5 protein-coding genes are annotated in these 16753 nt (G+C 39.4%); 4 read left to right on the top strand and 1 reads right to left on the bottom strand.

Going from position 1 to position 16753, the window contains the following annotated elements:
* Window positions 1–5 precede the first annotated feature (5 nt).
* The gene (apaG, locus tag ACNI3T_RS10390) at window positions 6–392 is read left to right on the top strand and encodes a Co2+/Mg2+ efflux protein ApaG (protein WP_026914360.1); all 387 of its coding nucleotides are present in this window, start codon (window positions 6–8) and stop codon (window positions 390–392) included.
* Here the strand turns inward: apaG and ACNI3T_RS10385 are convergent.
* Window positions 373–1095 (bottom strand): NRDE family protein, encoded by a 723-nt coding sequence (locus ACNI3T_RS10385; RefSeq protein WP_418227728.1) that lies wholly within the window; start codon window positions 1093–1095, stop codon window positions 373–375. The genes apaG and ACNI3T_RS10385 overlap by 20 nt on opposite strands.
* Before the next feature lie 138 nt (window positions 1096–1233).
* Here ACNI3T_RS10385 and pruA point away from each other — a divergent pair, with 138 nt between their 5' ends.
* From pruA to ACNI3T_RS10370, 3 genes are all read left to right on the top strand, one after another.
* Window positions 1234–2877, top strand: coding sequence for an L-glutamate gamma-semialdehyde dehydrogenase (gene pruA / locus ACNI3T_RS10380; protein WP_418227727.1), 1644 nt, complete (start codon window positions 1234–1236; stop codon window positions 2875–2877).
* A gap of 279 nt (window positions 2878–3156) precedes the next feature.
* Window positions 3157–13227 (top strand): Ig-like domain-containing protein, encoded by a 10071-nt coding sequence (locus ACNI3T_RS10375; RefSeq protein ID WP_418227726.1) that lies wholly within the window; start codon window positions 3157–3159, stop codon window positions 13225–13227.
* A gap of 155 nt (window positions 13228–13382) precedes the next feature.
* Window positions 13383–16753 (top strand): autotransporter outer membrane beta-barrel domain-containing protein (locus ACNI3T_RS10370; protein WP_418227725.1); only part of this gene is annotated, 3371 nt, incomplete at its 3' end.

Below are 16753 nucleotides of genomic sequence, written 5' to 3'. Positions count from 1 at the left end.
AACACATGATTCAACAGGTTACAAAAGGTATTAAGATTTCTGTGGAAACCAGATTCGAAGGTAAGTTCTATAAGGACTTCCAGCTGAAGTATGCTTTTGCCTACCAGATAACTATTGAAAACCAGAGTAACGATTCTGTTCAGTTAAAATCCAGATTCTGGGAGATCAAAGATGCTTTGAGTGAAATCGAATATGTTTCAGGAGAAGGAGTGATTGGAAAAAAACCTGTTTTGAAACCAGGTGAAAGTCATACGTACCAAAGTGGTTGCTTACTTACCGCACCCATTGGATCCATGTCCGGATACTATAATATGATCAATTTCACAACTACGAATGAATTTCAGGTAAGAATCCCACCCTTCAGACTTGCTGCTACCTTTGCTTTAAACTAGTAAGGTATTCTTCAGAAGTATCTTTATTTATTAAATTTTGATATGAAAAATGAATCCCATCAGAGCCATTTACAACCTGTGATATACTTTGAGTTTTCAGAAATCCACGGTCTATGATCAATCCGTATTCCTTATTGCCCTCACCTGCACTTTTGTGAAATTTTAATAGACTCTCGGCTGTATAACCTTCAGCGCTTACTTCTTCAAACCACTGTTTTCGCTTTTTCTTCATTGCTTCAGAATAGAGCGGAGATGATGACCAGATATGTTGAGTTATAGGAATATATTCGTGTTTATAATTTTTTCCATCCCACACCAGTTGCTGAAAGCATAAGCCATCATGCCATTCTACAATGATCATAGTAAATGGTTCAATGCCTTCGAAATTATATTTGTTTAGATATGATCGTAATCTACACGCTGCAAGAAATTCTTTAACAACCACTCCCCTACTTTTTCGGTACTCAGGTTTGCGTTCGTGAGGTTTTTCAGCTCCATTCATAAGACATATACACCTGGAGTGCTCACTAACTCCCAGCCAGGTGCCTCCTGCCTGTTTATCTTTTGGGAAATATTGTCTTACACCTTCAAAGCGTTCCCATGCAGGTGAAAGGGTTTCTCGACCAACCGATTCATCCCGGTTAGAAGTTAATACAAAGCCAGACATAGACTCAGGACGGGGGACTAAAGTAACTGTGCACATGCTTTAAAATCAAAATTTTAAGGAAATGTACAAAAAAAGTTAAGCTTAAGTAAAGGCAAGCCAGATGTTATTGTGCGCAACTTAATTTTTTTACCTTTATCGGAATTAGAAATAAACGAAAAAACAAAATTTATATTTATGGGAAAAGGATTTTTTCACGTACCAGTAGCGGTTAACGAAGAAGTAAAAAGTTACGCTCCGGGAAGCCCAGAAAGAGAAGAAGTATTACTTACTTATAAAGACCTTTGGAATGCGAATACTGAAGTTCCTCTTTATATAGGAGCTGAAGAAGTAAAAACCGGGAATACCAGAACTATCAATCCTCCACATGATCATGCTCATGTTGCAGGAACTTACCATATTGCAGAGAAAAAGCATGTGGAAAGAGCTATTTCTGAAGCTTTGGAAGCGAGAAAGAAGTGGTCAAAATTGGAATGGGAACAAAGAGCTGCTATATTTTTAAAAGCTGCCGATCTAATTTCCGGACCTTACAGACAAAAGATGAATGCTGCCACGATGATCGGGCAATCGAAGAATATTTATCAGGCTGAGATTGATGCTGCTGCAGAAATCTGTGATTTCCTACGTTTTAATGTAGAGTACATGGCAGAATTGTATGATGAGCAACCAATTTCTTCAGATGGAGTTTGGAACCGCGTAGAATATAGACCATTAGAAGGTTTTGTTTACGCTATTACTCCGTTCAACTTTACCGCAATTGCAGGAAACCTTCCTTCAAGTGCTGCGCTTATGGGAAATGTAGCCGTTTGGAAACCTAGTGATAGCCAGATGTTATCTGCTCAAGTATTGATGGAAGTATTTAGAGAGGCAGGTTTACCAGCAGGTGTGATCAATATGGTAAATGGTGATCCAGAAATGGTAACAGATACTGTATTAGCCAGCCCGGATTTTGCAGGAATCCATTTTACTGGAAGTACCGACGTATTTAAAGGTATTTGGGGTAAGATTGGAAACAATATTCAGAACTATAAAACATATCCAAGAATAGTTGGTGAAACAGGAGGAAAAGATTTTATTTTGGCCCACCCGACTGCAAAAGCTAAACATGTAGCCACTGCCATTTCAAGAGGTGCCTTCGAATACCAGGGTCAGAAATGTAGCGCAGCTTCCCGTGTTTATATTCCAAAAAGCCTTTGGCCGGAAATTAAAGATTTCGTGATTGAGGATGTGCAATCATTCAAGATGGGATCTCCGGAAGATATGTCTAACTTTATAAATGCTGTGATTCACGAAGGTTCTTTCGATAAGCTTGCAAGCTATATTGAAAAAGCTAAGAGCGATAAAAATGCTGAGATTGTAGTTGGAGGAAACTATGATAAATCTAAAGGTTACTTTATAGAACCTACGGTAATTCTTACATCAGATCCTCATTATACAACGATGGAAACCGAGCTTTTTGGTCCTGTAGTAACAGTATATGTATACGATGATAAGGATTTTGATGAATCCAAGTGGGCAGATATCTGTCAGACTGTGGATAATACAAGCATATACGCACTAACCGGAGCTATTATCTCTGGGGATCGTTATGCAGCTGCTCAGGCTACAGATCTATTGCAGAATGCAGCTGGAAACTTCTATATTAATGATAAACCAACTGGTGCAGTTGTAGGACAGCAGCCATTTGGTGGAGCAAGATCCAGTGGTACAAATGACAAAGCAGGATCAAAGATGAATCTTATGAGATGGATTTCTGTAAGATTGATCAAAGAGACTTTCGTCCCTGCTACAGATTATAGATACCCGTTTTTAGGTGAGTAATCGCACTGAAAACATAGTTTTAAAAAACCGCCTTTCCGGCGGTTTTTTTATTCATAGACTTTCAGGTATGTCACCTATTAAATGTCAAACTACCACTTATTTTCTACAACCATAAATTTTTGTTTTTTTAGCATAACATGCTACAATTCAAAATTTTAACTTAAATTTACTTTCCCCAAAAACTTGTTCCCCAGCAAGTTACATGCAAGGAAACTTGCGTAAAAGCCTACTACTACTACCCTACGTGATATTTATTATTGTAATTAAACCGCCAGACTTATGGTTAAAAAATTACATTGGAATCTGTTTTTTGTATTATTCATTCTCCCAATTTTATGTTGGGGGCAGGTTTGTCCTACCTCTGTGTCAATTTCATCTGATACTGGAAATACGATTTGTGCTGGAACGGAAGTATTATTTACTGCTACAACTACCGGAGGTAGCGGTGTAGAAATTTATCAGTGGAAAATAAATGGAAATAACGCCGGGTCGCCCACGACTAGCAATACTTTTTCTAGTAACTCTCTTGCGAACAATGATTATGTGACCGTATCTGTTACAGAGATAGGCGGAGTTGCTTGTAATCTTACCAGCAGCAGGTTCACCATGACAGTGAATGATTTACAAACTCCAACCGTAGATTTTCTCATTCCTCCAGGAAATAAATGTATTGGGCAAAGTATAACCATAGAGGGTTCTAATACAAACGGAGGGTCAAACCCTACTTACGAATGGTTTGTTGACGGTGTCTCAGTGCAGTCTTCCAGCAATAAAAGATTAGTCAGAACTTATTCGGAAGCTAAAACTTACAATATTAGACTTTTACTAACCAGTAATGTGAATTGTTATACATCGCAAACTGCAGAAGTAACCAAAACTTTAACCATCCAGCCAGACGCAAGTATCACTATACCTGAAAGTGATATTAGTGATGCATGTATAAATACAGCGATTCCAAATCTCAATTTTACTCTTCAGGGAACTGTGAGTGGAGCAAACGCATCCGGCCTCCCGCCTGGAGTTACAGGAAGCTACAGCAGTGGAAATTTTAGAATTTCGGGAAGCCCTACGACTGCTGGCACGTATAACTATTCGGTTACAACGACAGGAGCCTGTGCAAATGCTACTCTGTCTGGAACTATAGTAGTTCTAAATGATGCAACAATACAATTGACAAATGGAAATGACTTGCAACAAATATGTCAAGGTGAAAACATCGAAAATATCATATATACGATCGGAGAGACTGCAGATGCTGTTAGTGTCTCAGGTTTACCATCTGGAATTACAGGTACTCTCTCGGGACAAACATTTACTATAAGTGGATCTACTAGTCTCGTAGGAACACATAATTTCAGCATCTATAGCACAGGTGATTGTTCAAACTCTGAAGTTCTTGAAGGCTCCATTACAGTGAACGAAAATCTCATTCCTGGGGTAACTATAAGTTCATCAGATGTTGATAATGAAATCTGTGAAGGTACAGAGCTTACGTTCACAGCGACACCAACAAACGAAGGTACTAATCCAACTTATCAGTGGAAGGTCAACAACTCCAATGCTACTGGCGCAGGAAATTCGAGCGTTTTTACTACAAGCTCTCTAAACGACGGAGACATTGTAAGTGTGGAACTTACCAGTACTGAAGAATGTACCACCTCCAACCCTGTACTGAGTAATGAAATACAAACCACAGTTTTAAAAAATCTTACACCTTCAGTCTCAATTACAGCAAGTGATACGGATTTCTGTCAGGGCGATACGGTAACGTTTACTGCAACACCCACTAATGGAGGTACTTCTCCTGTGTATCAATGGAAGGTTGATGGCGCAAATGTTGCAGGAACAGGAAACCAGTATACTAGCGATTCTCTAAACGATGACCAGGTTATTAGTGTGGTACTAACCTCTAATGAAACCTGCCTTACCTCTTCTACTGCTACCAGTAATACGATTGCAGTCGAGGTTAATTCTAATCTTACCCCCACGGTATCCATAACTTCAAATGATAGTGACAACATTATATGCAATGGAACTTCAGTACAGTTTACCGCCACTCCTAACAATGGAGGTTCAAATCCTCAATATGAATGGTTTGTAAATGGAACTTCCGTTGGAAATAATAACCCCATTTATAATACAAGTTCTCTCACCGATGGTCAAACTGTAAAGGTTCGTATAACATCCAACGAAGAATGCCTTGAAACTGTCACGGCAGAAAGTAATGAAATAACAGTTCAGGTTGATAGTTCAATTAGTAGTATTACACCAACTTTTGACTATTCTAATCCAGATGATAACAAAACCGCTATTTGTCCGGTAACAAATGTCACGTACAAAATTAATTCAATAGCTGGTGCAGGTTCTTATAATTGGACTTATCCAGCCGGATGGACCGTAGTTTCGCAAAATGCCAATGAAATTACTTTGAATGCAGGCTTGAATGCTCAGTCTGGAAATATTACAGTTAGTGCCACTAATAATTGCGGTAATTCGCAAATACTTACTGAAACTGTGACAACGGGAACTGCTGTCTTGGTAGATGCAGGGCCGGATCAAACTGTCTGTATAGGAACTAATTCCATCACTTTGGGAGGATTGATCGGTGGTGCTATTAGTCAGGGTAGAGATTTTGATTGGAATGTTAGCGTAACCGGTGGAACTCTTTCCGATCAAAACGGTAATAATGCCAGTAAAAAACTATCTGCTACCTATACAATTCCAAATTCCATTAAAAATAACGGAGGAACAATCACTTTTACTTTAAGTTCAACTGAGCCTGCCGGAACTTGTGCCATCAAAACGGATGAGATGGTTTTAACGGTTCAAAAGAATGCTACTATATCTAATCCTGCAAATAAAGATCAAACGCTTTGTATAAATACCGCCATCAATAATATAGATTTTACGATTACTGATGCTGGAACCGGCGCTACAGTTTCAGGACTACCTTCAGGTTTAAGTGGTAATTTTAATAATGGCATATATACTATATCAGGAACTCCTACTGTAGCTGGTTCATTTCCATTTACTGTAAGCACTACGGGAAATTGTGCTTCCCAGCAAGCCATCCAAACCGGTACCGTTACAGTTTCTCCAGATCATGAAATTATTGATGCAGTTAATAAGGATCAAACTGTTTGCATTAATTCCGCAATAGCTAATATGGAGTTTCCTGTAAATTCTTCAGTTAATTCTGTACAGGTGACCGGAATGCCAGCAGGGGTCTCCGGAGTAATTCAAGGTGGGAATTTTGTAATAAGCGGTACTCCTACAGAAGTAGGGACTTTTAATTATACTTTGAACACCGTAGGAAGTTGTATAAGTGCTTCCACTACCGGCACATTAACAATTAATCCTGATGTTACTATCAGTGATCCAACAAATAAAAATCAGGAGATTTGTATTAATACTCCTGCTGAAGCTATTGAGTTTACCATTACTGAACCTGGCACAGGTGCCGCTGTTACCGGTTTGCCTGTTGGTCTAAATGGTAGTTTTAATAATGGCATTTTTACAATTTCAGGGACAGCCACTGAAGCTGGAAGTTTTGATTATGAAGTTACTACCACTGGGGAATGCGTTCAGGTAAGCCAAACCGGAACTATTACGGTGACTCCAGATCCAACAGCAGAAATTAATTATTCTGGTGAATTCTGCACTTCACAGGGAGGAAGTTACTCAGTTACGCTTAGTGGAACCGGCGAATTTGAGAACGGTACTTATTCGGCAACTCCAAGCGGACTTATAATTGATGAGGCAACCGGTGAGATAACTCCTTCACTAAGTATTGCGAATACATATACCGTTCGCTATGAAGGACCTGATGTGTGTAACAGGGCTATCGCGACGACTGAAGTTATTATAAACGAAGAGCCTTCAGTTGAAATAGTATATGCAAATGCATATTGCACGTCAAACTCAAGCCTTCAAATTCCGGAATTTCAAAACGGAGTTGGTAATTACGAAGGAGGAATATTTTCCGCAGAACCTGGAGGCCTAAGTATAGATCCGGCGACTGGCGCTATTAATCCACAGGCAAGTTCTGCCGGTACATATGATGTATACTATACTATATCTGCTGCAAACTCTTGTGCTGAAGTCATTATTACTACAGAAGTTACAATAACCAGACTTCCAAATGTAACTATTAGCTATCCCGAAATTATTTGTAATTCAGAAGGAGCTATCACCGTTACATTCTCGAATGAAGATGGTATTTATGAAAACGGAACCTTTCTGGGTAGTACCGGGCTGGCTATCAATGAAGATGGACAGATAGATCCTTCGGCCAGTGTTCCGGGTGATCATATAGTTACTTATATAATAGACTCTTCAGAGGCATGCGAAGAAGTAGTAGCAACGGCAAACTTCACTATAAAAGACGAACCAATTATAACCACAGACCCTGTAAATTTAGGTGTTTGTTCAAACGGTCCTGCTGAGTTTGAAGTTTTTGCTTCTGGTGATGATCTCACTTACGAATGGTTTAGAATCATCGAAGGAGTTGATCAGGTTATTCCAAGAGAGAATGAATCTGTACTTAGCTTCTCTAACGTTACGGCAGAAGATGCTCTGGAATATTTTGTGGTAGTTTCCGGAGCTAATTCCTGTAACACTGCGACGTCAACCATTTTTACGTTAAATGTCGACGAAGACATTACTATTACAGAACCTTCAGAAGATATTACCATCTGTGAAGATTCACGGGAGGACATTACGTTTACTTTCAAAGGACATGCTAATGGTGCAATATTAAATTTCGACTGGATCAAAGATGGTGAAATCGTGACGGAAGAAGCTGGTAAGATTGACATTGACGTTCTAGGACCATCGGGGACTAATGGAGAATATACCGGAACCCTAACAATTACCAATCCTACCGCTGGAGAGAATGGAGATTCTGGTGAATACTGGGTAGTGGTAGATGGGCCCGATTATTTCACTTGCTCCGAAGCAACTTCTAATAAATTTACGTTTAGAGTGGAAGCCAGACCTCCAAATCCGGTCACAGAAGACCTCACTCTATGCTTAAATGAAGAGGCTGGGAATCTTATGGCAACAGTTGAAGATGGTAATGAAACAAAATGGTATACTTACAATGAATCTACTTCAGAATACGATTTCATTGGCAACAACATTACTATAGATTCCAGTGAGCCAAAAACTTTACAATATTTCGCTACTCAAACCAGACCTAATTCTTGTGAAAGTGATTATGAGCCTATTACGATTACAATTCTGGATACTCCAGATCCAATTTCGACTGAACCTGTAGTTTTCGAATTCTGTTTTGAGGAAGAGGTTACAGAGGCTATCGCTGTCACTCCGGCCGAAAATGCAACTATCAACTGGTATGCTTCTATCGATGCTTCTGAAACTATTGCCGCACCAATTCCGAACACAGGTATTTCAGAAAATGAGACTTATTACGTAAGTCAGACATTTGCTTCTACCGGATGTGAAAGTGATCGTACGCCTGTTGAAATTCGAATTAAGGATCTTCCGAATGTGATCGTGGAAATTGATGGCGAAGAGAGTACCATCTGTCTGGGCGATAGTATAACAATGAATGCTTCCGGAGCAGATAGTTACGAATGGTTTGTTGATGAAACTTCAGTAGCAACCGGTGCAACTTATTCCCCTACTCCAACTGAAGCTGGTGAAATCACCTACACTGTTGTAGGAACATTGAACGGATGCACCAATAGTTACAATATTACAATCAATATCGATGAAGTAAGTGTTGCTGGAACTTTAGCAGCACCTGAAAGAATTTGTATTCAGGATGGAATTACCACTCTAAGCCTAACTGGTACTACCGGCGAAATTATAAGATGGGAATATAAATCTGCAGAAACCAGCGATGCCTGGACAAATTTCGAGGATGGGAATTTAAGTGCTGAACGAACCTTTACACTTACAGAAACTACAAGTTATCGAGTAACTGTTCAGAATGGCGAATGCTCAGAAGATACGGTTGAAACAACTGTTATTGTGGACCAACTTCCAATTGGTGGTGAACTAACCTGGGACTCCAACAATGATCGAATATTCCTCACTTGTGAAAACCCAGCAGATGGTTTTGCCAGCAATGTATCTCTTACTGGCTATACTGGGGAGGTGGCTTACTGGGAATATCGCAATGCACCAGCTACAACCTGGCAGAGAATAGACACTGAAGAACCTTTTTTATCCAGTGACCAGGTAGAGAATGTAATCAATAATCAATCAACTTCATTTCGAGCAGTCCTTACAAATGGTAGCTGTACCTCCAGTGTTTATTCGGAAACAGCAATAACCAGTGTAATTATTGCTGATATTAAACCTACTCCGGTACAAGTAGACAAAGAAATAATATGTATTGGAGAAACTATTTCATTAAGCTCAGAAACTGGTTATAGTTCAGAAGGTGGGAATCTGAGCGGTGGCGCTTTTGATAATGCAGGTATCAAAAATCAAGGTTGGAAATTTACTAACCTGGAAGGCGGTCCTAACGATTTTGATTCAGGAGCTAACAATGGACGGGCAGATCACTGGTTGAGAATGAATCCTCATGGACAAAATCCTCAACCTAATGAGAAGGTCTACACGGCAGTATTGGAACCCGTAGAAAATCAAAGTCCGTCTAACGGTTATATGGTAAATTTTGACACCTATGCTGCACCAGAAGGAAATAAAGGGTTTGCTATTGTTACTGGAGATAATGATTCCTATATGGAAACTGATATATTCTCCTTAAGCGGTTTAGATGAAGCTATTCTAACTTTCGACCAAGCTTACAATCTTACTGAAGGAGCAAGAATCATTGTTGAAGTTTCTACAGATGGAGGTGCTAATTATAACACTGTTTTACAGGATATTACAGGAACAGCTACGAGCGGAAATTATGATAATTTTGGTGATTTGACACCACAACAAAGACCTCTAAATAAAATGGTTTATGATCTCGGGGATTTTCTAGGGTTACCAAATCTACGAGTTCGGTTCCACTTCGATGGTTCAATTGATGGAGATGTTTGGGCAGTAGACAATATCGAAATTCCCCAGGGTCCACAAGATGTTTTATTACAATGGTACTATGATGAAGATCTGGAAAATCCAGATAATCCACTTGAAACCATTGGGGAGGTAAACCAAGGCACAGTATCATTTGTACCTCGCAAGATAGGTTGGAACGATTTCGAGGTACAAACCAGGTTAATCCTGGATAGTAATGGTAATGCCTGCCAGAGTATAGACAATTTTGAAACCATTAGAGTTTGGGCTTTTGATGAGTATACTACAGAAGTTTCTGCTGCTGTAGGCGCATGTGGTAGCCTGTCCATTGTGCTCAATGCTACGGTTACAGCAACTGAACAGAACATGGAAATAGTTGAGTACCCTACTCTGGATGGTTATGTAGGTAGCTGGAAAGTTTTTGATTCAAATGACATTGAAGTTACTACTGGCTTTAGTTTCGAAAATCAGGATAATAGCAGCGATCTTGAACCCGTAAATGACCCAAATGCGATTTTCACTGCGGAAAACCTGGGTGACTATAAAATAAGATGGGTCCTTACTCCAACCGCAACAGATGAAAATGGAGTTTTGATTGAAAATACAGGTTGCCCGCCAATAGATACTACACAAACTATAAGTCTGGTGGATTGTGTTACTCTGGATTTTGATGGTTATGATGATTATGTAGATCTGGGAAATAGTTATACCGGCAGTTTCTTCTTAGAAGCATGGATAATGCCATTCGACAGACCACTTCCTGATGGAGGAATGACAGACGCTTCAAAAGGAACAATTTTCAGCGCTCCTGGATTTGAACTTAGTATGGAAAATCTTTCTGAATTTGTAACTACTAATGACAGGTGGTACCATATCGCAGTTTCCAGTAATGGAACTACATTATACATTGATGGTATTGAAATCACCGGAGGAACTAGTGTAAATACATCTGGAACCAATACCGCAGCAATTGGAGCGAGATACAGTGCCTCGACTAAAACTGCTACCAACCACTTCTCAGGATGGATAGAGGAAGTCAGGATCTGGAATACTGCTCCTTCAGAAAAAGAGATTCGTTTCATGATGAACCAGCGACTTAAACTCAATTCTTCCAATCAGGTCGTTAGTCCAATTGAAGGGGAAGTTGTACCAAACAGAACCGTTGATGGCAGCTACTATACCGCTAATGGTTTCAATTTAGATGAAGATGGAGTTAGTTTCTATGATCAAACTGCGGCTGACCTTGCTGGTTACTATCGACTTTATTCCAATGATCCAGACCCGGATAATAAACTTCCAGGTTACTTTCTGGATGCTCTAAAACCATTGAATGGACTTACGCCCAATCATGCTAATGCAGCGAATCCTGGTAGAATGGTTAATATTGAAACAGATCAGGAGAATACTTCTCCAACGCCATACTTTTCATATGCAGATGGTTCTACATGGAGCGACATTAATACCTGGGCAAGGCCGGAAGTTTGGGACGCACCTAATAGCCCAGGTTATGATGGCACTTCAATTGACTGGAACATAGCAAGAATCAATCATACGTTTGAAGCCAATAGAGCTATCACGATGCTCGGTCTACTTTCTGAGACAACAGGTAAGGAATTAACTATCAATGCTAGTAATCCAATAACCATTAGTCATTATTTGTATCTGGACGGTAGTATAGATTTGCAGGGGGAATCTCAGTTATTACAAAACCACGGAAGTATTCTGGCGAATGAAAGCGGTGGATTTGTTGAAATAGATCAACAAGGTAGAATGAGTAGTTTTAATTATAATTACTGGACAAGTCCCGTGAGTACCCAGGGATCTTCGAACAATTCAGGTTACCGACTGGCAGATGTTCTCATGGATGGCACAAATGCCGAAAATCCTGCTGAAATTAACTGGAGAACTGGATATTTCGATGCAGATGGAGCAAGAACTTCTCCTATAACAATCACCGATGCCTGGATCTGGGATTTCAGAGGAGGCGACGCAGATATCTACGGAGACTGGCTCTTTATGGGTAAAGATTTTATGCAAATTGCGGGCGCTGGTTATTCTATGAAAGGAACCGATGGTACTGTGGGCCCAAATCAAATGACACAGAATTATGTTTTCCGCGGAAAACCGAATAACGGTGATATACCTACTACCAAATTGAGTCTGAATTCAACACAGAATTTTCTAGTCGGTAATCCATTCCCTTCTGCTATGGATGCTAACGAATTCCTAAGAGATAATCTAAAAAGCGTAGGAACTGGAACTGGAAACAATTCTCAGAATATTTTTAATGGGACTCTTTACTACTGGGATCATTTTGCGGGAAGCACTCATATCCTGGAAGAATATGTTGGAGGGTATGCAACCTATACTTTAGCGGGCTCTGCTCCTGCAATTTTAAATGACTGGCGTATTAGCCAGACAGGCACCAATGTTGATAAAAAATTAGCTTTGCAATACATCCCAGTGGCACAAGGATTTTTCCTTAATAGTGCTCCTGTGAATGGAAATACATTTGGTGGACAGATTCAGTTTAATAATACCCAGAGAGTTTATAGAATAGAAAGTGTAGATCCATCTATTTTTCTACAACAAGAAGATAATCCTAAATCTTCCAAAAATAAGACTGCAAAAAGCTCAGAGGATGATCGAGCAAAGATTAGATTGAAATTTGAATCTCCGGCAGGTTATCATAGACAGATTCTGGTTACCAGAGACGTGAATACTACTAACGGATTTGACATTGGTTATGACGCGCCTCTTATCGAAAATAATAAAGAGGATATGTACTGGTGGTTTGCCGAAAATAGATTTGTAATACAGGGAGTTCCTGATTTTGAAAAAGATCAAGTACTGCCCTTAGCTATAAAAACTTCTTCGGAAGGGTCATTTACTATAAAAATAGATAGTACCGAAAACTGGCCTGCAAATAAAGAACTATACCTGAAGGATAAACAAAATGACAGTATCCACGACCTGCTTGCTGGTTCATTTAAAGGCTCGACGACAGAAGGTGAAATTAATGATCGTTTCGAAATAGTTTTCTTCAAGGAAATGGCTCAGGAACCTGATCCAGTTATCATTCCAGAAGAACCTGAATTGCCAGTTGTTGATGGGTTAGTAGGAATATCTTACAGCACCTTCAGTAGAAATGTTAAAATCAGTAATGATGATTTACTAAAAGTTGAAAAGGTTTTGATCTATGATATGGGTGGTAAGCTGATACAGGAGTTCGATGGACTTCCTTCAGAAAAGGAAATTTATCTTGGCTTAAGGCCAGTGAGATCTGGAATATATATTGTTAAGGTTTTCTGTGAAAATGCAATTTGTAATAAAAAGATCATCGTGAAATAATAGAAAGTAGTTTCTTACAAGATCATATTAACAGTACTAAGTTTTGTTTAGATTACTGAATTAAAGACTTTTATGACGTTATTTTTACCATATACTTAACGCTTTTAATCGAATTTATATTACTTTTACCGATGAAAATCTAGATCGGTAACCTTATGAAACAAATTACTATTGGACCCCAACTCCAATTTGTACTTTTTTCGCTATTCTTTTTTTTCTCATCTGTAGTTTTAGATGGGTCAGAATTACATGCGCAAACCATAAATGCAAATTCCACAAATCCTACCTGCGAAAATTCAGCAGATGGCTCTATAACAATCACTGTTAGCGGTGGAACCTCACCCTATACATACAACTGGACTGGTACGGGAGTTAATACTTTAGCTCAAAATCAATCAAATCTTACACAGGGGACCTACTCCGTTGAGGTAACTGATAGTTCAGATCCAGCTCAATCCACTTCAGAAACTTTCACACTTACTGCTGTAGATAACGAAGATCCTATTGTTCAGACTAAAAATATTACTATCCAACTAGATGATAATGGTAATGCAAGTATTTCTACCTCAGATATTGATAATGGATCTTCGGACAATTGTGCTATCGATAATATAAGCTTAAGCAATACTGTTTTCGACTGTAATGACATAGGAAGCAATTCAGTAACGCTAACTGTTTCCGATAAATTTGGGAACTCCTCTTCCAAGACTGCCACGGTTAATGTGCAAGATAATGTAGCTCCAATAGTACAGACTAAGAATATCACCATTCAACTGGATGCTTCAGGTAATGCAAGTATCTCTGACGACGCTGTAAATAATAATTCCAATGATGCCTGTGGTAGTATAAGCTTTGATACAGATATCACAGATTTTAATTGCTCTAATATCGGAGCTAATACTGTAACCCTTACAGTTACCGATGAACACGGTAATTCAGCCAGTGAAAATGCTACCGTCACCGTCGAAGACAATGTCGATCCTACTGCCATTACTAAGAATATTACAGTTCAATTGGACGCGTCGGGAAATGCTTCAATTACCGCTGCTGAAGTTGATAATGGTTCAAGCGATAATTGTGAAATTCAGAGTTTGAGTTTAGACAACACTAATTTTGATTGCTCTAATGTAGGCACAAACAGCGTGGTATTGACCGTAACCGATGAAAATAACAATTCCAGTACGGCCAATGCCACTGTCACAATCGAAGATAATGTCGCTCCTACTGCCATTACTAAGAATATTACAGTTCAATTGGACGCGTCGGGAAATGCTTCAATTACCGCTGCTGAAATTGATAATGGTTCGAATGATAATTGCGAAATCAAGGATTTAAGTCTGGATATTACAAACTTTGATTGTTCAGATGTAGGTACTAACGGCGTGGTATTGAGCGTTACAGATGTGAATAATAATTCCAGCACTGCAAACGCTACCGTCACTGTAGAAGACAATATCGCTCCTAATGCTATTGCTAAAAATATTACAGTTCAGCTGGATGCATCAGGAAATGCTTCTATTACTGCTGCTGAAGTTGACAATGGTTCGAATGATAATTGCGGAATCAAGGATTTGAGTCTGGATATCACAAACTTTGATTGTTCTGATGTAGGTACGAACGGTGTGGTATTGACCGTTACAGATGTGAATAATAATTCCAGCACTGCAAACGCTACCGTCACTGTAGAAGACAATATCGCTCCTACTGCCATCTCTAAAAATATTACGGTTCAGCTGGATGCTTCAGGAAATGCAAGTATTACAACGACAGATATAGACAACGGATCTTCGGATAATTGTGGAGTTTCCAACTTAAGTTTGGATAAAACTAATTTTGATTGCTCCAACGTTGGTGATAATACAGTAGTTCTAACAGTTACTGATGTAAACGATAACGTAAGCACTACCACTGCCACGGTAACCGTTCAGGATAATGTTATCCCAGTAATAAATGTGGTATCCACTATTACTTCCGATAGTTCAGAAGATAACTGTTTTGTGAGATTAACTATACCCAACCCAGGGGCAACCGATAATTGCCAGGTATCGAATCCTCTTGGAACCAGGAATGATGGCCAAAACCTTGACGATCCTTTCCCAATTGGTATTACAACTATAACCTGGAATGTTACCGATGAAAACGGACAGGTTGCAGAACCTTTAACGCAAGAGGTCATTGTTGAGGATAACACCCTTCCAGTAATTGATCATAATGGTGACAAGGAAGTTTTTAATGAGCCAAATACATGTGGAGCCACTGTGAATGTCGTGGCTACAGCAGAGGATAATTGTGAGGTGAGTTCTCCTGTTGGTGTTAGAGATGATGGGCTCGAACTCACAGACCCCTTTCCTGTAGGCTCAACAAATATTTTTTGGAATACAACAGATGAGAATGGTAACGCCGCTATAGAAAAAGTTCAGGTCGTAACAGTGGAGGATAATGAAAAGCCTGTAGTTCCGGTTCTTGAAGATATCATAGCGCAATGTTCGGTTACTTTAACTCCACCAACTACGACCGATAATTGTGATGAAGAAGTTGTAGGTACTACAGGTATAGATCTTACTATTGAAGAATCAACCACAGTCTTTTGGATATTCACAGATTCCTCAGGTAATAGTACTACTGCTGTAGAGCAAAATGTTATTATTTCTGATACTGAAGCTCCGGTTCCAGATGTCACTAACTTACCTAGAAAATCTATCACAGGTTGTCAAATTTCGAGTATTGATGAATTGGATATCCCTACGGCAACAGATGCTTGTGACGGACCTATTATAGGGACTTTGGGTAGTGACTTCGAGTTCCCTTATTCATTTTACGGCATCAACACTATTTTCTGGGAATTTGAGGATGAATCTGGGAATGTCTACATTCAAGAGCAGGAAATTCAGTTAAATCCAACTGCGATTGATGGTGGCACTTTGGTAGGTAAATTTGAAGGTACAACCTTTCCCGAACAAATCGATATTTCCTCTTGTGGAACAGAAATTTCTATCGACTTGAGTTTAAGTGGTAAAACCGGAAATATTATTCAATGGGAAAAATTCGCAGTGAATGAGGGTTTCTGGGAAGTCATCAATACTACTTCAACAAATTATACAGCAAACTTTTCTGCAGGCGCATTTGAATCTACTTATTTTAGAGTACTGGTTAAAAGTGGAACATGTTCAGAATATTCAAATAGCTATTTCGTACGAGCCCTTCCTGCAGGTGATGCGCCAACCGTGACTAATCTTGATGATCCACAGAAATATTGCCTGGGAGATCCAGTAAGCTTAATCGCTGAAAGCAATTATTTGGCTACACAACCAGCAATCCCCAACGAATCACCGGGAGATTTTAATACAGGTCAACTTAATACACAAGATCCTGACGGCTGGTTGACAGATGGAGCGCCAGGTGGTTTCACTGCTGGTGGAAATTCAAAAAAGGTTAGAAATTGGTCTGGTACCAACGATCATAAGTTTGGAGACATCACTTATGATGGTGGTGACAAAAAATTTGCGATCGCGCAAGGTGATTTTTT

It is taken from the genome of Christiangramia qingdaonensis (genome assembly GCF_048381525.1).
GTDB lineage: Bacteria > Bacteroidota > Bacteroidia > Flavobacteriales > Flavobacteriaceae > Christiangramia.
The sequence above is the reverse complement of the archived record's forward strand: the minus strand, read 5'-3'. Positions and strand labels throughout refer to the sequence as shown.

Excerpts from the sequence above, each read along its gene's own strand:
- ACNI3T_RS10385 (WP_418227728.1), bottom strand. The coding sequence starts at position 1,095 with ATGTGCACAGTTACTTTAGTCCCCCGTCCTGAGTCTATGTCTGGCTTT.
- apaG (WP_026914360.1), top strand. The coding sequence starts at position 6 with ATGATTCAACAGGTTACAAAAGGTATTAAGATTTCTGTGGAAACCAGA.
- pruA (WP_418227727.1), top strand. The coding sequence starts at position 1,234 with ATGGGAAAAGGATTTTTTCACGTACCAGTAGCGGTTAACGAAGAAGTA.
- ACNI3T_RS10375 (WP_418227726.1), top strand. The coding sequence starts at position 3,157 with ATGGTTAAAAAATTACATTGGAATCTGTTTTTTGTATTATTCATTCTC.